Here is a 19393-nt window from a genome sequence, read left to right on the forward strand (position 1 = left end):
CGACGCGATGTTTCACCGTTTATGGACATTGATCCGCAAAGAGCTGCAATCCTTGCTGCGCGAGCCGCAGACCCGCGCCATTCTGGTGCTGCCGGTGCTGCTTCAGGTTGTACTGTTTCCGTTTGCCGCCACGCTGGAGGTCACCAACGCCACCATCGCCATTTACAACGAAGATAATGGCAAGCATTCCGTCGAGCTGACACAGCGTTTCGCCCGCGCCAAAGCCTTTACCCATGTCCTGCTGCTGCAAAGCCCGCAGGCGATCCAGCCCACCATCGACACGCAGAAAGCATTATTGCTGGTGCGCTTCCCGGCGGATTTCTCCCGCAATCTGGACACCTTCGAGACCGCGCCGATGCAGCTGATCCTCGACGGACGTAACTCCAACAGCGCCCAGATAGCGGCGAACTATTTGCAGCAGGTAGTGAAGGACTACCAGCAAGAGCTGATGGCGGGCAAACCCAAACCCAACAACAGCGAGCTGGTGGTGCGCAACTGGTACAACCCGAATCTGGACTACAAGTGGTTTGTGGTGCCGTCGTTAATCGCCATGATCACCACTATTGGCGTGATGATTGTCACCTCGCTGTCCGTGGCACGCGAACGTGAGCAAGGTACGCTGGATCAGCTGCTGGTCTCGCCGCTCGCCACCTGGCAGATATTTGTCGGCAAGGCGGTGCCGGCACTGATTGTCGCGACGTTCCAGGCCACCATCGTGCTGGGGGTGGGAATATGGGCGTACCAGATCCCGTTTGCCGGATCGCTGGCGCTGTTTTACTTCACGATGGTGATTTACGGCCTGTCGCTGGTGGGGTTTGGGCTGCTGATTTCGGCGCTCTGCTCAACGCAGCAGCAGGCGTTTATCGGGGTGTTTGTCTTTATGATGCCGGCGATTTTGCTTTCAGGGTACGTGTCGCCAGTGGAGAACATGCCGGTGTGGTTACAAGATCTGACATGGATAAACCCGATTCGTCACTTCACGGATATCACCAAGCAAATCTATCTGAAGGATGCGAGTCTGGATATTGTGTGGGGAAGTTTGTGGCCGCTACTGGTCATCGCGGCCACAACGGGCTCAGTGGCCTATGCGATGTTTAGACGAAACATCGCGTAGCTTTTTCTCTTTGGTGAGCAACGACACCACCGCAGGCCCTGCGAGGATAGCCAGACCCGCCAGGGCCAGCAGCAGGTTGTTTTGCAGCACGCGTGACAACAGCCACAGGACGATCATTGCCGCACCAAAATACCAGGTGGTGGTGAGCTCTTCGAGCACATCACCCACTTCACGCCAGCGCGCGTCGTGGTGACGCTGTAAAAACAGCATCGACAGCACGGTCACGCCGTAAACCACGCATAACCCTAAGCCGACACGCACCAGCGTGCCGCTCATCCAGCCCATCACCAGTACGGCCACGACCAGTAAATGCAACATTATCTGCCAGCAACTCAAACCGGTTGCGACACGAACGCGTTGTTGCCACTTCATGGCTTCTCTCCTGAAGGATTTTTCTCTGCTAATTCAGACTACCGCACTTTACGGAAAATTCCGTAACGCCGCATCTTTTTGTGACGCCTACTACACTTTATTTTCATCGGGATAGTCACCCAGGAAGGTGTTTATGAGCAAAAGAACGCAGCATTTCTCGCTTAAGGTGCTGACGATAAATATTCATAAGGGCTTCACAGCATTTAACCGCCGCTTCATTTTACCGGAGCTGCGCGACGCGGTACGCACCGTCAGCGCCGATATTGTCTGCCTCCAGGAGGTCATGGGCGCGCACGAAGTGCACCCGATGCATTTCGAAAACTGGCCCGACACGCCCCATTACGAGTTTCTGGCGGATACCATGTGGAGCGATTACGCCTACGGGCGCAATGCGGTCTACCCGGAGGGGCATCACGGTAACGCAGTGCTGTCGCGTTTTCCTATCGAGCATTATGAGAACCGGGACGTCTCCGTTGGCGAGAGCGAAAAACGCGGGTTGTTATACTGCCGCATCACGCCACCGGCGCTCGATTTTCCCATTCATGTGGGCTGCGTTCATCTTGGCCTGCGTGAGGCCCACCGTCAGGCTCAGCTACAGATGCTGGCAGACTGGACCAATGCGCTGCCGGAGGGCGAGCCCGTGGTGGTGGCCGGTGATTTTAACGACTGGCGACAGCGGGCCAATCATCCGCTGAAGGTGAATGCGGGGCTGGAGGAGATTTTTACCCGCTCACGCGGTCGTCCCGCGCGGACGTTTCCGGTGCGCTTCCCCCTGCTGCGCCTTGACCGCATCTACGTAAAAAATGCCCACGCCAGCAGCCCGACGGCGCTGGCTTTACTCAACTGGCGACATCTCTCCGACCATGCCCCACTCAGCGCGGAGATCCACTTATGAAATGCACATGGCAGGAAGGTAACCGTATTACGCTGCTGGAAAATGGCGATAACTTTTATCCGGCAGTCTTTGAGGCGATTAGCCACGCACAGCAGAAAGTCTTTCTGGAAACGTTTATCTGGTTTGAAGACGACGTGGGCAGGCAGTTGCACAGCGCGCTGCTGCAAGCCGCTCGTCGCGGTATAAAAATCGAGGTCCTGCTCGACGGATATGGTTCGCCGGATCTCAGCGACGAATTTGTTAACGAGCTCACTGCCGCAGGGGTGGTATTCCGCTATTACGATCCCGGCCCGCGTCTGTTCGGGATGCGCACCAACCTGTTCCGCCGAATGCACCGCAAAATTGTGGTGGTGGACGAAACGGTGGCCTTCGTTGGCGGCATTAACTACTCCGCCGAGCATATGTCGGATTACGGTCCCGAAGCGAAACAGGACTACGCGATCCGCATTGAGGGACCGGTGGTACAGGACATCCAGCTGTTCGTGCTGGAAAACTTACCCGGCAAAGAGGCCGCACGCCGCTGGTGGCGACGCCGCCATCGCCCGGAAGAGAACCGCAAGCCCGGCGAGGCGCAGGCGCTGTTCGTCTGGCGGGATAACGAGGAGCACCGGGACGATATCGAACGTCACTACCTGAAGATGCTGGCGAACGCGAAGCGCGAGGTGATTATCGCCAACGCCTATTTCTTCCCCGGTTACCGGATTTTGCACGCCATGCGCAACGCGGCCCGACGCGGCGTGAGCGTGAAGCTCATCGTCCAGGGTGAGCCCGATATGCCGATTGTGAAGGTGGGCGCGCGTCTGCTCTATCGCTATCTGGTCAAAAGCGGCGTGCAAATCTATGAATATCGCCGCCGCCCGCTGCACGGCAAAGTGGCCGTGATGGATGACCACTGGGCGACCGTTGGCTCAAGCAACCTCGATCCGCTGAGCTTATCGCTCAATCTGGAAGCGAACCTGATCATCCACGATCGCCAGTTTAATCAGACCCTGCGCGATAACCTTCAGGGTCTGATCAATAAAGACTGCGTGCGTGTGGATGAGTCCATGGTGCCGAAACGCAGCTGGTGGAACGTTGGCATCGGTGTGGTGGTGTTCCACTTCCTACGCCACTTCCCGGCCATGGTGGGCTGGCTGCCCGCACATACGCCGAAACTGGCGCTGGTGGATCCGCCAGTGCAACCCGAAATGGAAACCCAGGACCGCGTAGAGGCGGAAGATGGAGGGAAAACCTGATGTCGAAATCTCATCCTCGCTGGCGGCTGGCGAAAAAAATCCTGACCTGGCTGTTCTTCATTGCCGTCGCGGTCCTGCTGGTGGTGTATGCCCAGAAGGTGGACTGGGAAGAGGTGTGGAAGGTTATTCACAACTACAACCGGACAGTCCTGCTCGGGGCGGTTGGCCTGGTGATTGTGAGCTACCTGATGTACGGCTGCTATGACCTGTTGGGACGCGCCTACTGCGGGCATAAGCTTGCCAAACGGCAGGTTATGCTGGTGTCATTCATCTGCTACGCCTTTAACCTGACGCTGAGCACCTGGGTGGGCGGGATTGGAATGCGCTATCGCCTGTACTCCCGCCTTGGCTTACCGGGCGGCACCATCACGCGTATTTTCTCGCTGAGTATCACCACCAACTGGCTGGGGTATATCCTGCTCGGCGGGGTGATTTTCACCATTGGCGTGGTGCAGTTGCCTGCGCACTGGTACATCGATGAGGCCACCCTGCGCATTCTGGGCATCGTACTGCTGCTGATCATCGCCGCCTACCTTTGGGCCTGCGCCTTTGCCAAACGTCGTCATATGACCATTAAAGGGCAGAAGCTGGTGCTGCCGTCATGGAAGTTTGCCGTCCTGCAAATGGTGGTTTCCAGCGCCAACTGGATGGCGATGGGGGCCATTATCTGGCTGCTGATTGGCGAAGATGTGAATTACTTCTTCGTGCTGGGCGTGCTGCTGGTAAGCAGTATTGCCGGGGTGATTGTGCATATTCCAGCGGGGATCGGCGTACTGGAAGCGGTGTTTATCGCGCTGCTTGCAGGGGAGCATGTGTCTCACGGGACGATTATCGCTGCCCTGCTCGCGTACCGCATGATCTACTACTTCCTGCCGCTGGCGCTGGCAACGATCTGTTATCTGGTGCTGGAGAGTCGGGCGAAGAAGCTGCGCGCCAAAAACGAGAAGGCGATGGCAAAATAAAAGCAAAACGGCAACTTCGTTGCCGTTTTTAGGGTTTGTTCCCTCTCCCTGTGGGCTGAGGGATCCCCAGTAATTTTTTTATGCAGAAGCAATAAAGTTGCTTTCTAAATGACTGAGGGCTGTCAGCGATGCCCTGGTCCGGCTGTAAATCGCTGAGGCGTTTGCCTTACGGCCGGGGCGAGGCGCAGGGATGCGCCGAGAGGGCGGCTTTACAGGGACGTTACCTCCGCCCGTACCCGATAAGCCGGAAGGAATAAGCCGAGGGCACCGCGAAGCGGCGATTTACCGCCGGGAGCCCGGGTCGCCAGGGTGGTGGCGACTGAGCCACCCTGGCACGTTCACCGGTCATGTCGTTACAGAGTAGCAAGGAACATAAAGTGAACGGAATGACCACCACCGCCGTATGTTCCCCTCACCCTAACCCTCTCCCCGGAGGGGCGAGGGGATTGCTCAGTGCTCGCATTAATTTGTGGGGAACCCTCAGCCCTGTGGGAGAGGGTCAGGGTGAGGGCATCAGACAGCGCCACCCTCACTAACGCCGGTTGCCAAAAATACGCAGCAGCATCAGGAACAGGTTGATGAAGTCCAGATACAGCGTCAGCGCGCCCAGAATCGAGTATTTGCGCAGGTTTGAACTGTCGCGAACATCAATTTGTTCACCGATGTTTTTCAGTTTCTGGGTGTCGTAGGCGGTTAAGCCCACGAAGATCACCACCCCGATATAGGTCACCGCCCACATCAGCGCGTCACTCTTCAACCACAGGTTCACCAGCGACGCCAGCACAATCCCTATCAGCCCCATAAACAGCATGTTGCCGAAGCCGCTCAGGTCACGTTTGGTGGTGTAACCGTACAGGCTCATCACACCGAACATCCCGCCGGTCACCACAAAGGTGCTGGCGATGGAGGAGTAGGTGTAAACGATGAAAATACTGGAGAGCGTCAGCCCGGTCAGCGCCGAATAGAGCATAAACAGCGTGGTCGCCATGCCCGCGCTGAGCTTGTGCACCAGCCCGGAGAGCACGAATACCAGCGCCAGTTGCGCAATAATCAGCCCAAAGAAGGTGATTTTGCTGGAGAAGATAAACATCATCAGTTCAGGCGTGTTTGCCGCATACCACGCGATAAACGCGGTAAGCAGCAGGCCAACCGTCATCCAGCCATATACCTGAGCCATGTAGGTTTGCAGCCCGCTACGGGTCTGCTGAACTATCGAATCGGAACGCGGAAATCGGTCCATGATTCACTCCTGATTAAGTAAACACACACGTTAAGACTAACACATCCACGTAAACCTGTTACCAGCGGCTGGCAGCCTGTTTGTCGCTGTCCCGCGATTCCACCCAGCGCTCACCTTCCGGCGTCGCTTCACGCTTCCAGAACGGCGCTTTAGTTTTGAGGTAATCCATGATGAACTCCCCCGCCGCAAAAGCACTCCCGCGATGGGCGCTGGTGACGCCGACAAACACAATTTCTTCGCCGGGCCACATTTCGCCGATGCGATGGATAACCGTAACGCGCCCCAGCGGCCAGCGGCCTCGCGCCTCTTCGACAATGGCCGCCAGCGATTTTTCGGTCATTCCCGGATAGTGCTCCAGCGTCAGCGCTTTTACGCTGTCGCCGAGATTATGATTACGCACTTTCCCGGTAAAGGTCACGACCGCGCCGTCTTCGTCGCGCCCGGCCAGCCAGTCATATTCCGTGCCCACGTTAAAACGCTCATGGCCAACCAGAATTCGGGTTTCCGTCATCTCAACCCCCTGTGACCGGCGGGAAGAAAGCCACTTCATCCCCATCAGCCAGCGGGTGGGTCAACTCCACCAGCGTCTGATTCACGGCGGCCAGCAATTTGCCTTCATCCAGCGCCAGCGCCCAGCGGTCGCTTTGCGCCGCCAGATGCGCACGCAGGGCGGCGACGTTTTCGAAAGAGCCGTCCAGCGTCAGGCTGTCGGTATTGATCAGCTCACGGACCTGGGCAAAAAACAGCACCTTAATCATGGCTTTCCACCTTAAAATCACCGGATTTGCCGCCGCTTTTTGCCAGCAGACGCACCGGGCCAATCACCATATCTTTCTGCACCGCTTTACACATGTCGTAGATGGTCAGCGCCGCCACGGAGGCTGCCGTTAACGCCTCCATCTCCACACCGGTTTTCCCGGTTAAGCGGCACAGGGACTCGATACGCACGCGGTTATGCTCCGGCTGCGCCTGCAAATTTACCTCCACTTTGCTAAGCATCAGCGGATGGCAGAGCGGGATGAGGTCCCAGGTGCGTTTAGCGGCCTGAATACCGGCGATGCGGGCGGTGGCAAACACATCACCCTTGTGATGGCTACCGTCGATAATCATCGCCAGCGTCTCCGGCAGCATGGTGACGAACGCTTCAGCACGCGCCTCGCGCACCGTTTCGGCTTTGGCGGAGACATCCACCATATGCGCTTCGCCAGCGGCGTTTATGTGGGTCAGTTGTGACATAGCTTATTTCTTTAAATGGGGATGGAAATTACACGGACGGGTACGGGCATCCAGCTGCGGGGCAATAATGTTTTCCCACGCGGTGCGGCAGGCTTTGGTCGAGCCCGGCATGGCGAAGATCAGCGTCTTGTTCGCTACCCCCGCGACGGCACGGGACTGGAGCGTAGAGGTGCCAATCTCTTCAAATGAGAGCATGCGGAACACTTCGCCGAAGCCTTCTACTTCGCGATCGAACAGCGGAAGCAGCGCTTCCGGCGCCTGGTCGCCTGCGGTAAAGCCGGTGCCGCCAGTGATCAGTACAACCTGGACGTCATCACTCGCAATCCACTGTGAAACCTGAGCGCGAATGGCGTAACGGTTCTCTTTGACGATCGCTTTATCAACAATCTGGTGCCCGGCTTCGTGTGCCGCCTCGCGCAGCCAGTGGCCGGAGGTATCATCCTCTTCACCACGACGTTCGGAAACGGTAAGAATAGCAATGCGTGTCGGGATAAATTCCGCGCTTACCTGACTCATCTTCTGGTTCCTTCTAAAGCCTGATTACCCGCCGATATAGGACAGGTTCTGAGTAATGCCGGTGTTGCCCTGATGCAGGAAATGGGTCTGCTTTTTGTGCGTCAGCGCCTCGGAAATGCGTGCTTCAAGCGCGTCCTGTTGGGCGTCGTCTTCCAGCAAATCGCGCAGATCGACGCCGCCATCCCCGAACAGGCAGAGGTGCAGCTTGCCAACAGAGGAGACGCGCAGGCGGTTGCAGCTGGCACAGAAGTCTTTTTCATAGGGCATGATCAGGCCGATTTCGCCTTCATAATCCGGATGACAAAAGACCTGCGCCGGGCCATCGCTGCGCTGGCGGATCTGGTGGATCCAGCCGCGTTTCAGCAGTTCGTCACGCAGGACCATGCCAGAGATGTGATGGCGACGGAACAGCTCGCTGCCCTCCCCGGTCTCCATCAGCTCAATAAAACGCAGTTGAATGCGGCGCGGTTTGATCCACGCCAGAAAGGTGTCCAGCTGATGGTGGTTCACATCACGCATCAACACGGTATTGACTTTGACCTTGTCGAAACCGGCGGTGAACGCGGCATCGATGCCGTCCATTACCTGCTGGAACTTATCCTGGCCGGTAATGGCGTGGAACTGACGGGCGTCCAGGCTATCGACGCTGACGTTGATCGCCGTCAGCCCCGCATCGCGCCAGTTCGCCACGTCACGCGCCATGCGGTAACCGTTGGTGGTCACCGCTATCTGGCGGATACGTTCGTTTTCACGCACGGCGGCAATGATGTCAGGGAAATCACGGCGCAGGGAGGGCTCTCCCCCGGTAAGACGCACTTTTTCCGTACCGAGTTCAGAGAACGCGCGCGTGACGCGGCGTACTTCATCCACGGAGAGAAAGCCGTTGTTGGTGACGCTGCCCGGCTTGTAGCCGTCGGGCAGGCAGTAGGTGCAACGGAAGTTACACACGTCGGTAATCGACAAACGTAAGTAGAAAAACTTACGCGCGAAAGCATCAGTAAGTTGTGAAGCCATGTACACCTTTCCAGATCGGGAGGCACAGTCATTTCTTTCTGTACCCTGGTGGCAAATCCGCCACGGCCAGGGCGCCATATCTCTCGACACAGGCGCCAGGGCTAGAGTGTATGTTTTCAGTTTTGAAAACGTGGTTATGGCGATAGTAGCGTGGAAATCGCCACTTCGCCATTATCGCTTTTCGCTATATAAATTTATACATAACGATGTTATCGTGCATTTTCACTACAGAATACGCAAAAACAGCGCTTTCGCATTGATATACGTCATTATGGTTTGTGAGAGGCATCGTCTTTTAGGAGTAGTTGCGTTACTGTGACGCAAGCTTAACAGGATAAGGAATAGGTATGCGCAATCGCACTTTTGCGGATCTGGACCGCGTGGTCGCTCTTGGAGGAGGTCACGGTCTGGGACGGGTTATGTCGTCGTTATCGTCACTGGGCTCACGCCTGACGGGCATCGTGACAACAACGGACAACGGCGGCTCAACCGGGCGGATCCGACGTGCTGAAGGCGGGATAGCCTGGGGTGATATGCGCAACTGCCTCAACCAGCTCATCACTGAGCCAAGCGTGGCCTCGGCGATGTTTGAGTACCGTTTTGGGGGAAATGGCGAACTTTCAGGCCATAACCTTGGAAATCTGATGTTAAAGGCGCTGGATCACCTGAGCGTGCGCCCTCTGGAAGCGATCAATTTAATTCGTAACCTGCTAAAAGTGGATGCGTTCCTGATCCCGATGTCCGAACAGCCGGTAGATTTGATGGCGATCGATGCTGACGATCACGAAGTGTATGGTGAAGTGAATATCGACCAGCTTCTCCTTCCGCCAAAAGAGCTGATGACCTACCCCAGCGTACCCGCAACGCGTGAAGCGGTTGAAGCGATTGGCGAGGCCGATCTGATCCTGATTGGGCCGGGGAGTTTTTATACCAGCCTGATGCCGATCCTGCTGGTGAAAGAGCTGGCGCAGGCGCTGCGCAGAACGCCTGCGCCCATGGTCTATATCGGTAATTTAGGCCGCGAACTCAGTCCGGCGGCGGCAAGCCTGTCGCTGGCGGATAAGCTGGACCTGATGGAACAGTATGTTGGTAAGAAAATTATCGATGGTGTCGTGGTCGGGCCAAAAGTAGATGTGTCGGGGATTGGCGATCGCGTGGTGGTGCAGGAGCCGCTGGAAGCCAGCGATATTAAATATCGCCACGACCGCCATCTGCTGCGCGAGGCGCTGGAGAAGGCGATTCAGGCATTAGGTTAGGTTCGTTTTGTGCGGCCTGATGCCCTCACCCCGGCCCTCTCCCACAGGGCTGAGGGTTCCCCACAAATTAATGCGAGCACTGAGCAATCCCCTCGCCCCTCCGGGGAGAGGGTTAGGGTGAGGGGAACATACGGCGGTGGTGGTCATTCCGTTCACTTTATGTTCCTTGCTACTCTGTAACGACATGACCGGTGAACGTGCCAGGGTGGCTCAGTCGCCACCACCCTGGCGACCCGGGCTCCCGGCGGTAAATCGCCGCTTCGCGGTGCCCTCGGCTTATTCCTTCCGGCTTATCGGGTACGGGCGGAGGCAACGTCCCTGTAAAGCCGCCCTCTCGGCGCATCCCTGCGCCTCGCCCCGGCCGGAAGGCAAACGCCTCAGCGATTTACAGCCGGACCAGGGCATCGCTGACAGCCCTCAGTCATTTAGAAAGCAACTTTATTGCTTCTGCATAAAAAATTACTGGGGATCCCTCAGCCCACAGGGAGAGGGAGAAAACGCCACCGGGCAAAAAACTACGATGCCGCAATAAACAGATCCCGCAGTTGATGAAGCTGATCGCGGATTTGCGCAGCCTCTTCGAACTCCAGATTCTGCGCGTGCTGCATCATCTGCCCTTCCAACTCGTGGATCTTTTGCTGCAACGCTTTCGGGGTCAGCGCGACGGTATCCTCTTCCACCACTGAACGGGCCTTGCCGCGCCCTTTCGCTTTGGTCTTCGCAATGTTCTGACCCAGCGCCAGGATATCCACCACTTTCTTGTTCAGCCCCTGCGGCGTGATGCCGTGCTCTTCGTTATAGCGCTGCTGCTTCTCGCGACGACGTTCCGTTTCGCCAATCGCTTTGGCCATCGACGGGGTGATTTTATCCCCGTACAGAATCGCCTTCCCGTTGACGTTACGCGCGGCACGGCCAATGGTCTGGATCAGCGAGCGCTCGGAACGCAGGAAGCCCTCTTTGTCCGCATCCAGAATCGCCACCAGCGACACTTCCGGCATATCCAGACCTTCTCGCAGAAGGTTGATACCCACCAGCACGTCGAACTCGCCCAGGCGCAGGTCGCGGATGATCTCCATACGCTCCACGGTATCAATATCCGAGTGCAGATACCGCACCTTCTCGCCGTGTTCTTCCAGATACTCCGTCAAATCCTCCGCCATACGTTTGGTGAGCGTGGTCACCAGTACACGCTCGTTGATGGCGGAACGGGCACGTATTTCCGAGAGCAGATCGTCCACCTGCGTCGCCACCGGACGCACCTCGATAATCGGATCCAGCAGCCCGGTCGGACGCACAACCTGGTCCACCACGTCATCACCGGATTTCTCCAGCTCGTAGTTGCCCGGCGTCGCCGATACGTAGATGGTCTGCGGAGCAAGCGCCTCAAATTCTTCAAACTTCATCGGACGGTTGTCCAGCGCTGACGGCAGTCGGAATCCGTACTCCACCAACGTCTCTTTACGCGCGCGGTCACCGCGGTACATCCCGCCGATCTGGGGGATCGTAACGTGGGATTCGTCGATCACCAGCAGGCCGTCCGCCGGAAGGTAGTCAAACAGCGTCGGCGGCGCTTCGCCCGGCCCGCGTCCGGAGAGGTAGCGCGAGTAGTTTTCGATGCCGGAGCAGTAGCCCAGCTCGTTCATCATCTCCAGATCGAACTGGGTACGCTGGCTCAGGCGCTGCTCTTCCAGCAGCTTGTTGTTCGCCAGCAGCACCTTGCGGCGGTCTGCCAGCTCAATTTTAATCTCTTCCATCGCCTGTACGATACGCTCGCGTGGCGTCACGTAGTGCGTTTTTGGGTAGATGGTGAAGCGCTGGATCACCGACTCCACATGACCGGTCAGCGGATCGAACAGCGACAGGCGTTCAACCTCTTCATCGAACAGCTCCACGCGCAGCGCCATGTCGTCCGATTCCGCCGGGAAGATATCAATAACCTCACCACGTACGCGGAAGGTCCCGCGCTGGAACGCCTGATCGTTACGGGTGTACTGCAGCTCCGCCAGACGGCGCAAAATTGCACGCTGATCGATGATCATCCCCTGCGTCAGGTGCAGCATCATCTTGAGATAGAGATCCGGATCGCCCAGGCCGTAGATCGCCGACACCGAGGCCACCACCACCACATCACGACGCTCCAGCAGCGCCTTGGTCGCCGACAAACGCATCTGCTCGATATGTTCGTTCACCGAGGCATCTTTCTCGATAAACGTGTCGGAGCTGGGAACGTAGGCTTCCGGCTGGTAGTAGTCGTAGTAGGAGACGAAATACTCCACCGCGTTTTCCGGGAAGAACTCTTTCATCTCACCATACAGCTGCGCCGCCAGCGTTTTGTTCGGCGCGAGAACCATCGTAGGACGCTGGAGATCGGCAATGACGTTGGCAATGGTGAAGGTTTTACCCGAACCGGTTACCCCCAGCAGGGTCTGGTGCGCCAGCCCGTCTTCCAGCCCCTCTTCCAGGCGACGAATGGCCTCGGGCTGATCCCCGGAAGGACGGAAAGCAGAATTCAATTTGAACGGTTTACTCATGGGCGACGACCTGATGACAGAATAAGCGGCAGGTGAGTAATTTTACTCGTTGTGGCCAGGATTGCCAGTAAAAAACACTGGATGGAAAACCAGTAGCGTGTCAGGATATTTAGCGTAGCGCAGAGAGGATTAGTGCGTTTGCGAGCTAAATTTCAACTGTGACAATATAAAACACCAGCCTCAGGGGGTTATCCCCAGAACTATTACTTTTTTAACATTTGTCAAGGGCGGTTATGAAAGTTTTATGGCAACAGGTGTTGCTGGCGCTGAGGGAATTGCTTTTATCTAATTCGTTAAAAAATATAGACTATTTCCTAAAGCCGCGTTTCGCATCAATTTGGGCGTAACCCGCGTGTTCTCTCGCTTATCGCGTGTTTTCTAACTCTAATACACAAGGTTATCCACAGGAATAGTGGATAACTGCCTCCAGCCCGTATAGCATGCACTCCAGCAAATTCCCGGTTTTTCCCACGAAGCGGCAGTAAAAAATTTTTATCACTCTTTTTTGCCTGGAAAACGTTCATTTTTTCATAAGTAACCGGCGAGATCTTAATCACAATTCCGTCATTTTCCCTGCACCACGATTCGACACGCACGGCACCGGGAGCGTGCAATTCGAACAAACGTTAAGCTTTTAGCAGTGGGTTATTCCTAAAAATGGCTCTTTTATAATCATTATTTTGTTTCTGGCAGGCGTTTTGCAGATATCAGCCTGAGCATTACCCCACACATTTTTAAGGAGAGAAAGATGTTGAGTCTGCGTGCTGTAAATCAGTTTTACGGAAGCCAACATACGCTATGGAACGTGAATATCGATTTCCCGCAAGGCATCTGTACGGGCATTGTTGGCCTGCCTGGCATGGGTAAATCCACGCTCATGAACTGCATTACCGGAAAGGTGCCCGTTGAGAGCGGCACCATCATATGGCATGAGGCTGGCGCGCCGCCGCGTAATTTGCTCAGCCCTGCGTCAGCATTAACGGCGCCGCCAACGATAGGCTACGTCCCGCAGGATCGGCGGATATTTTCCCAGTTGACCGTCGATGAAAATCTGCATATCGCTATGCGGGCGACGGGGAAATCCGACCCGACATCAAAAAATGACGTGTACGCCCTGTTTCCGGAGCTCTATCCGCTGCGACAAATGCGTGCCTCTGCGCTGTCCCCCGACGACCAGTATCAGCTGGCCCTCGCCAGTGCGCTGGTTAATCGCCCGCGCGTGTTGATTCTGGATGAGCCCATGTATGGCGCAGGGCAAGGCTTCGCCCGCAGGCTGGGTCAACTGCTGGTACGGTTGAATCGGGAGCTGGGAATGACGGTGCTGTTAGCGGAGCAACAGCTGTCGTTTATCCGCCGGGTAGCGGATCGTTTCTGCATGCTCTATCGCGGGCGTAACGTGGCACAGGGCCACGTTAACGAGCTGGATGACAACCTTATTGCGCACTGGATGGCGCGGGACATAAGGCGCTGAGGTCAAGATAGCGTCCGGTTTCCGCCTGCTCTGCGCCGTCGGCAAGCCACGGGATCTCGCCGAGAAACGGCGCAGGCAGCACCCGCTTCAGCGTCGCCAGATACTCAGGATGACGTTTCCCCGGCGCTACCACGTCATTGGCAATCCACCCTGCCAGACGCAACCCGGCCTGCTGCACGGCCTGAGCGGTCAGCATAGCGTGATTGATACAGCCAAGCTTCACGCCGACCACCAGAATGACCGGAAGCTGCTCGGCCTGCACCCAGTCAGCAAATGTCTGCTCGTCGGACAGCGGGGTAAACCAGCCGCCAGCCCCCTCCACCAGCACCCAGTCGGCCTGCGTTTCCAGGTCGCGTAACCCGGAAGAGAGCACCGAAAAATCAATCGGGCGATCTTCATCGGCGCTGACGATGTGCGGCGAGGTGGGTTCAGCAAAGGTATAGGGGTTCACCGCAGAATAGGCCAGCGCAAGGCTGCTGTTACGCTGAAGCGCCAGCGCATCGGTATTGCGTAAGCCTTCCGGCGTCATCTCGCTGCCGGAGGCTACGGGTTTATACCCGGCCGTTGTTTTCCCCAGCAGACGCGCCGCCTGCAACAGCGCGGCGCTGGCAACCGTTTTACCGACTTCAGTGTCCGTGCCGGTAACAAAATAACGTTCAGTCACGTTCAATAATCCCATGAAAAAGATGATAAGAGAGCGGGAACTGGCCCCGTTCCTGCGGCCAGGCCAGCTCGAGACGCTGGAGTTGGCCGCGGGTAAGGGGTTTCTTCTCCCGTCCGGCGTGCAGGTGCGTCGCGCCTATGCCCTTAAGCGATCGCATGGCGCTTAACGCATCGCTAAATTCGAGGGTGACGGCCTGGACCACGCTGCGATAGCGCCAGCCTGCCAGCGCCTGAGTGACCTGTTGGTGCGAGAGAAACCGGTTGGCGTGCGGCTGCGCATCCACTGCCCTCCACGCCTGATTCAGCTCTGGCAACGAACTTTCCAGCAGGGTGGTAAAGGCCACCGCTCCGCCGGGCCGCGCCACGCGGTATAGCTCGCGTAGGGCCTGCGGCAGGCTGGCGCACCACTGCACCGCCAGATGGCTCCAGACAAGGTCAAACAGCGCATCCTCCAGCGGGATGGCCTCGATATCGGCCACCAGATAACGGTCTGCTGACTGCTGCTGGCGGGCCTCATCCAGCATCTGCGCGGATAAATCCAGCGCCGTGACGTGGCTACCCGTTGCGCGCCAGTAGCGGCTATTGCCGCCAGGCCCGCAGCCAGCGTCGAGCACCTGCGCAAAACGCCCCTCACCGAGCGCGGCCAGCAGCCCGCGGGCGCTCAGGCGTTGCAGCTCATCGTGCTGTGAATAGCTTTGCGCTGCCCGGCCAAACGCGGCGGCAACGGCCTGTTTATTGACAGGAGACATACAGTGCCTCCAGAAGCGTATCGATATCCTGCGGCTCGTGCGCTGCCGTAAGCGTCAGACGCAAGCGCGCGGTGCCTGGCGGCACGGTGGGTGGGCGGATCGCCGTGACCCACTGCCCCCGCTCTCGTAGCGCCTGTGCCAGCATCAGCGCCCGATGGTTTTCACCCACAATCACGGGCTGAATGGCGCTGTGCGAGTCGGTAAGCCGGTAAGGCAGTTCGCTTACCCCCCGGCGGAAACGCTGAATATGGTCGGCCAGGCGAGCCCGGCGTTCAGCGCCGTCTTCGCCGCGGATCACCGCAAGCGACGCAGAGAGTGCCACGGCCTGCGCCGGGGGCATGCTGGTGCTGTAGATCAGGTGCCGGGCGAACTGCACCAGGTAGTCGGCCACCGGCTCGCAGCACAACACCGCGGCACCGCTGACGCCGAAGCCTTTTCCAAAAGTGACCACCAGCAGTTCCGGCCTGACGCCCTGCTGATAAGCGCTTCCGCGCCCCTCCTCGCCGGTGACGCCAATGCCGTGGGCATCGTCGACCAGCAGCCATGCGTTTTGCTGTTTTGCGGCATCGTGCAACGCGGCCAGGGGCGCGCTGTCGCCGTCCATGCTGAATACCCCTTCCGTGACCGCCAGCTGAAGCCCTGAACAGGGTTTACCCAGCAGGACGTTCAGCTGAGAGGCATCGTTATGGGCAAAACGCCGCAGCTGTGCCGGGCTGAGACTGGCGGCTTCAAGCAGGGAGGCGTGGCTCAGGCGGTCCGCGATGATGCGGTCGTCTTTGCCCATCAGGGCGGCAATCACCGCCTGATTCGCGGCAAAACCGGAGATAAACAACAGCGCCCGCGGGTAGCCCAGCCAGTCGGCCAACGCTTCCTCCAGCGCCTGATGGGCCGTGGTGTAGCCGCTGACGTGCCCGGAGCCACCGCTGCCCACGCCGTAACGATCCGCGCCCTGCTGCCAGGCACGAACGATTTGCGGGTGCTGGCTCAGGCCCAGATAATCGTTGCTGGAGAAATTACAGAACCGCTCTCCTTCCCGGGTGAGAAAACGGCCTGCACCGTTTTCCACTACCCTGCGTACCCGAAATGCATCCGCCGCCCGCCGCTCGTCGAGCGCGGTCCTGATACGTGCCTGCCAGGTCATACGGCTGCCGCGTTGTAGAACTGGTCAGTGTCGGCGTTGAAAATCTGCTGCTCCAGCTGCTGCTGTTGCTCGTTATCCCCCGCCTGTACCCCGGTCTGGTGTGGGTTCAGCCCCAGCTTGCGGAACAGCTGAACGTCTTTGTCCTCTTCCGGGTTTGGTGTGGTCAGCAGTTTGCAACCGTAGAAGATGGAGTTGGCCCCGGCCATAAAGCACATCGCCTGGGTCTGCTCGCTCATCTGCTCGCGACCGGCAGAGAGGCGAACGTAAGAGGTTGGCATCATGATGCGCGCCACCGCGATGGTGCGGATGAAATCGAAGGCATCCACGTCCTCATTATCCGCCAGCGGCGTACCTTTTACCTTCACCAGCATGTTGATGGGCACGCTTTCCGGAGGGGTCGGCAGGTTCGCCAGCTGTAACAGCAGGCCGGCACGATCTTTTACCGTTTCGCCCAGTCCCACGATCCCGCCGGAACAGACCTTGATCCCCGCATCACGCACTTTATCCAGCGTGTCCAGACGCTCCTGATAGGTGCGCGTGGTGATGATGTTGCCGTAGAATTCCGGCGAGGTATCGAGGTTGTGATTGTAGTAATCCAGCCCTGCCGCCGAGAGGCGCTGCGCCTGCTCCTCGTTAAGCGTACCCAGGGTCATGCAGGCTTCAAGCCCCATCTCCTTCACGCCCTTCACCATCTGCTCCAGATAGGGCATGTCGCGGTCATGGGGGTTTTTCCACGCCGCGCCCATGCAGAAGCGGGTTGAGCCAGCATTTTTGGCCTTGCGCGCGGAGTCGAGCACCTGCTCGACTTCCATCAGGCGCTCGGATTCGAGACCGGTTTTATAGCGCGCGCTTTGCGGGCAATATTTGCAGTCTTCCGGGCAAGCCCCGGTTTTAATCGACAGCAGCGTGCTGACCTGAACATGACGCGGATCGAAGTGCTGGCGGTGCACCTGTTGCGCCTCAAATATCAGCTCCAGGAAAGGTTTGTTGAATAATTCAGTGACTTGCGACATCGTCCAGCTTACGTGGTGAGCCATCGGGCTTCTCCAAAGGGTTTTGTTAATTGTCGGTTCGGTTTATACTTGTAAACCTAAAACTTTTCAAAATGGTTTACAAGTCGATTATGACCCAGGACGATCTCGCCTTCGACAAGCAGCATATCTGGCACCCTTACACCTCCACGACCCGCCCCCTTCCCGTCTATCCGGTAGCCTCGGCCCACGGCTGCGAGCTGCATCTCGCCAGCGGCGAGCGGCTTGTTGACGGGATGTCCTCCTGGTGGGCGGCGATCCATGGCTACAACCACCCGCGTCTGAACGCGGCGATGAAAGCGCAGATTGACCAGATGTCACACGTGATGTTTGGCGGGATCACGCATCAGCCCGCGGTGGATTTATGCCGTCGCCTGGTAGCGATGACGCCTGAATCGCTGGAGTGTGTTTTCCTGGCTGATTCCGGCTCGGTGGCCGTGGAAGTGGCGATGAAAATGGCGTTGCAGTACTGGCATGCGAAGGGCGAAACGCGCCAGCGGTTCCTCACCTTCCGCAACGGCTATCACGGCGACACCTTCGGGGCGATGTCGGTGTGCGATCCGGACAACTCCATGCACAGCCTGTGGAAAGGCTACCTGCCGGAAAACCTGTTTGCGCCAGCCCCGCAGAGCCGCTTCGACGGCGAATGGGACGAGATGGACATGGTGGGCTTCGCGCGGTTGATGGCAGCCCATCGCCACGAGATTGCCGCCGTTATTCTCGAACCGATTGTACAGGGCGCGGGCGGAATGCGGATGTATCACCCCGAGTGGCTGAAGCGCATTCGGAAGATGTGCGACCGCGAAGGGATTTTGCTGGTTGCCGATGAGATCGCCACCGGCTTTGGCCGTACCGGGAAGCTGTTTGCCTGCGAGCATGCGGGGATCGCGCCGGATATTCTGTGCCTGGGGAAAGCGCTCACCGGCGGCACCATGACGCTCTCCGCCACGCTCACCACCCGCCAGGTTGCCGACACCATCAGCGACGGCGACGCGGGCTGCTTTATGCACGGCCCGACGTTTATGGGCAACCCGCTGGCCTGCGCCGTGGCAAGCGAAAGCCTCGCCATTCTGGAGAGCGGCGAGTGGCAGACGCAGGTGGCGGTGATTGAGGCGCAGCTGAAGCAGCAGCTAAGCGTGGCGGCGGATGCGGAATACGTCGCGGATGTCCGCGTGCTGGGCGCCATCGGGGTGATCGAGACAACGCATCCGGTGAACATGGCCGCGTTGCAGCGCTTCTTCGTTGACCAGGGCGTTTGGGTGCGACCTTTCGGTAAGCTGATTTACCTCATGCCGCCGTACAGCATTTCTCCGGATCAGCTCCACAAGCTGACCGGGGCAGTGGTTAAAGCCGTTAACATATCAGCGCATTTCACGATTTAACCCCATGCGTTACACTTTCTGAATGAGTGAGTAACGAGGGAAATAGGATGAAAATCATCAGTAAAGATTTGCGCAACGGCGAAAAGCTGCCGGAACGTCACGTGTTTAACGGGATGGGTTATCAGGGAGATAATATCTCTCCCCATCTGGCGTGGGACGATGTACCAGCGGGAACCAAAAGTTTTGTCGTGACCTGCTACGATCCGGATGCGCCAACCGGCTCGGGCTGGTGGCACTGGATCGTGGCAAACCTGCCCGCCGACACCCGCGTGCTGCCGCAGGGTTCCGGTTCCGATCTGGTTGCCCTGCCCGACGGTGCAATTCAGACCCGCACGGACTTTGGCAAAGCGGGCTACGGCGGCGCGGCGCCGCCAAAAGGGGAAACGCACCGCTATATATTCACGGTGCACGCGCTGGATGTGGACAAGATTGAGGTTGACGAAGGGGCAAGCGGGGCAATGGTAGGCTTTAACGTGCATTTCCATTCGCTGGGCAGCGCGTCGATTACGGCGATGTATTCATAAAAAAAGCCGGGTGGCGGCTACGCCTTACCCGGACTACATTTCGTATTCGTAGGCCCGGTAA

The 19393-nt window shown here is 57.9% G+C and carries 20 protein-coding genes and 1 riboswitch; of the genes, 8 read left to right on the forward strand and 12 right to left on the reverse strand.

Features of this window, described 5'->3' with window-relative positions; translation table 11 throughout:
- Positions 1-7: 7 nt before the first annotated feature.
- Entirely contained in the window at positions 8-1114 is a 1107-nt protein-coding gene (locus ACOTXC_RS13060) for an ABC transporter permease (RefSeq protein WP_421767731.1), read from the forward strand.
- Here the strand turns inward: ACOTXC_RS13060 and ACOTXC_RS13065 are convergent.
- Positions 1076-1486: a YbhQ family protein gene (locus tag ACOTXC_RS13065; protein ID WP_003858499.1), complete on the reverse strand. Its 411-nt coding sequence runs from the start codon at positions 1484-1486 to the stop codon at positions 1076-1078. The genes ACOTXC_RS13060 and ACOTXC_RS13065 overlap by 39 nt on opposite strands.
- Positions 1487-1619: 133 nt before the next feature.
- Between ACOTXC_RS13065 and ACOTXC_RS13070 the strand changes: the two genes are divergently transcribed.
- The 3 genes from ACOTXC_RS13070 to ACOTXC_RS13080 are packed head-to-tail and all read left to right on the forward strand — an operon-like array spanning position 1620 to position 4578.
- Positions 1620-2381 carry an endonuclease/exonuclease/phosphatase family protein gene (locus tag ACOTXC_RS13070; protein ID WP_022647505.1) on the forward strand — a complete coding sequence of 254 codons (762 nt, stop codon included), beginning with the start codon at positions 1620-1622 and terminating at the stop codon, positions 2379-2381.
- Complete coding sequence (gene clsB, locus ACOTXC_RS13075; protein ID WP_022647504.1) at positions 2378-3616, forward strand: cardiolipin synthase ClsB; 1239 nt, start codon at positions 2378-2380, stop codon at positions 3614-3616. Before ACOTXC_RS13070 ends, clsB begins: the two co-directional genes overlap by 4 nt.
- On the forward strand, positions 3616-4578 hold the full coding sequence (locus ACOTXC_RS13080; protein WP_421767732.1) for a lysylphosphatidylglycerol synthase domain-containing protein: 963 nt from the start codon (positions 3616-3618) through the stop codon (positions 4576-4578). The genes clsB and ACOTXC_RS13080 overlap by 1 nt, the downstream gene beginning before the upstream one ends.
- A 532-nt stretch (positions 4579-5110) precedes the next feature.
- On the opposite strand, the gene ACOTXC_RS13085 is transcribed toward ACOTXC_RS13080, so the two are convergent.
- The 6 genes from ACOTXC_RS13085 to moaA form a co-directional block, all read right to left on the reverse strand.
- Positions 5111-5818: a Bax inhibitor-1/YccA family protein gene (locus ACOTXC_RS13085; protein ID WP_015571081.1), complete on the reverse strand. Its 708-nt coding sequence runs from the start codon at positions 5816-5818 to the stop codon at positions 5111-5113.
- Positions 5819-5876: 58 nt separating this feature from the next.
- Entirely contained in the window at positions 5877-6329 is a 453-nt protein-coding gene (moaE, locus tag ACOTXC_RS13090) for a molybdopterin synthase catalytic subunit MoaE (RefSeq protein ID WP_022647503.1), read from the reverse strand.
- 1 nt (position 6330) lies between these two features.
- Complete coding sequence (gene moaD, locus ACOTXC_RS13095; protein ID WP_022647502.1) at positions 6331-6576, reverse strand: molybdopterin synthase sulfur carrier subunit; 246 nt, start codon at positions 6574-6576, stop codon at positions 6331-6333.
- The gene (gene moaC / locus ACOTXC_RS13100; protein ID WP_006809528.1) at positions 6569-7054 is read right to left on the reverse strand and encodes a cyclic pyranopterin monophosphate synthase MoaC; all 486 of its coding nucleotides are present in this window, start codon (positions 7052-7054) and stop codon (positions 6569-6571) included. Before moaC ends, moaD begins: the two co-directional genes overlap by 8 nt.
- 3 nt (positions 7055-7057) lie before the next feature.
- A complete protein-coding gene (moaB, locus tag ACOTXC_RS13105; RefSeq protein WP_022647501.1) occupies positions 7058-7570 on the reverse strand; it encodes a molybdenum cofactor biosynthesis protein B in 513 nt (170 codons plus the stop codon).
- A gap of 24 nt (positions 7571-7594) precedes the next feature.
- Positions 7595-8584 carry a GTP 3',8-cyclase MoaA gene (gene moaA, locus ACOTXC_RS13110; protein ID WP_017384935.1) on the reverse strand — a complete coding sequence of 330 codons (990 nt, stop codon included), beginning with the start codon at positions 8582-8584 and terminating at the stop codon, positions 7595-7597.
- Positions 8572-8705: riboswitch (molybdenum cofactor riboswitch) on the reverse strand. Its footprint overlaps the gene before it by 13 nt.
- A gap of 226 nt (positions 8706-8931) precedes the next feature.
- Between moaA and yvcK the strand changes: the two genes are divergently transcribed.
- Positions 8932-9840 (forward strand): uridine diphosphate-N-acetylglucosamine-binding protein YvcK, encoded by a 909-nt coding sequence (yvcK, locus tag ACOTXC_RS13115; RefSeq protein ID WP_023299636.1) that lies wholly within the window; start codon positions 8932-8934, stop codon positions 9838-9840.
- 515 nt (positions 9841-10355) lie between these two features.
- Here the strand turns inward: yvcK and uvrB are convergent.
- Complete coding sequence (uvrB, locus tag ACOTXC_RS13120) at positions 10356-12371, reverse strand: excinuclease ABC subunit UvrB (protein ID WP_003858519.1); 2016 nt, start codon at positions 12369-12371, stop codon at positions 10356-10358.
- A 748-nt stretch (positions 12372-13119) separates the two neighbouring features.
- Between uvrB and ACOTXC_RS13125 the strand changes: the two genes are divergently transcribed.
- Positions 13120-13842 (forward strand): ABC transporter ATP-binding protein, encoded by a 723-nt coding sequence (locus ACOTXC_RS13125; RefSeq protein WP_108367321.1) that lies wholly within the window; start codon positions 13120-13122, stop codon positions 13840-13842.
- Here ACOTXC_RS13125 and bioD read toward each other — a convergent pair.
- From bioD to bioB, 4 genes are read right to left on the reverse strand one after another with little or no spacing between them, the layout of a single operon-like run.
- Positions 13805-14506 (reverse strand): dethiobiotin synthase, encoded by a 702-nt coding sequence (bioD, locus tag ACOTXC_RS13130; RefSeq protein WP_421767733.1) that lies wholly within the window; start codon positions 14504-14506, stop codon positions 13805-13807. The genes ACOTXC_RS13125 and bioD overlap by 38 nt on opposite strands.
- Positions 14499-15254: a malonyl-ACP O-methyltransferase BioC gene (gene bioC, locus ACOTXC_RS13135; RefSeq protein WP_421767734.1), complete on the reverse strand. Its 756-nt coding sequence runs from the start codon at positions 15252-15254 to the stop codon at positions 14499-14501. Before bioC ends, bioD begins: the two co-directional genes overlap by 8 nt.
- A complete protein-coding gene (gene bioF, locus ACOTXC_RS13140) occupies positions 15238-16395 on the reverse strand; it encodes an 8-amino-7-oxononanoate synthase (RefSeq protein ID WP_421767735.1) in 1158 nt (385 codons plus the stop codon). Before bioF ends, bioC begins: the two co-directional genes overlap by 17 nt.
- Entirely contained in the window at positions 16392-17432 is a 1041-nt protein-coding gene (bioB, locus tag ACOTXC_RS13145) for a biotin synthase BioB (protein ID WP_421767736.1), read from the reverse strand. The genes bioF and bioB overlap by 4 nt, the downstream gene beginning before the upstream one ends.
- Before the next feature lie 86 nt (positions 17433-17518).
- Between bioB and bioA the strand changes: the two genes are divergently transcribed.
- Positions 17519-18808, forward strand: coding sequence for an adenosylmethionine--8-amino-7-oxononanoate transaminase (bioA, locus tag ACOTXC_RS13150; RefSeq protein WP_421767737.1), 1290 nt, complete (start codon positions 17519-17521; stop codon positions 18806-18808).
- A gap of 47 nt (positions 18809-18855) precedes the next feature.
- Entirely contained in the window at positions 18856-19332 is a 477-nt protein-coding gene (locus ACOTXC_RS13155) for a kinase inhibitor (protein WP_421767738.1), read from the forward strand.
- Positions 19333-19393 lie beyond the last annotated feature (61 nt).

It is taken from the genome of Enterobacter cloacae complex sp. IR5428 (assembly GCF_049238585.1).
GTDB lineage: Bacteria > Pseudomonadota > Gammaproteobacteria > Enterobacterales > Enterobacteriaceae > Enterobacter > Enterobacter intestinihominis.